Below are 376 nucleotides of genomic sequence, written 5' to 3'. Positions count from 1 at the left end.
GAAATCGGTAGCACCAAAAGACATCAGCTTAGGTGAGATTTTCTCTTCACTACTGCCGTTCATTGCACTTCAAGTATTGGTGCTGGCACTGGTTATTATCTTCCCTCAGCTCGCGCTTTGGTGGCAATAACAGCAAAGGTTCCAGAGCGAGTTTAACGTTCAGGAACCTATCAACAGCAACACAAGTTTAACTATTAGATTCGATTGTCAGCCCCTGTTTTGGTTGGGGCTTAGGGAAGGCTTGCCTTATGAAAAGCAAAAAAATACTCGTGATGGGCGTATCTGGATGCGGGAAAAGCCTAATTGGTAGCCGTATCGCACAGGCTTTAGAGCTTCAATTCTTTGATGGCGATGACTTCCATCCGCAAAGCAACGT

General features: G+C 45.5%; 1 protein-coding gene. It reads left to right on the top strand.

Annotation, left to right across the window (positions count from 1 at the left end):
* Positions 1–248: 248 nt before the first annotated feature.
* The coding region (locus AB4512_RS25480) for a shikimate kinase (RefSeq protein WP_372176245.1) at positions 249–376 on the top strand (128 nt) is incomplete at its 3' end.

The organism is Vibrio sp. 10N.222.52.B7 (assembly GCF_041474275.1).
In the GTDB taxonomy this organism is placed as follows: domain Bacteria; phylum Pseudomonadota; class Gammaproteobacteria; order Enterobacterales; family Vibrionaceae; genus Vibrio; species Vibrio crassostreae_C.
Note: the sequence above shows the minus strand (reverse complement) of the source record. Positions and strands in the feature narration are given on the sequence as shown.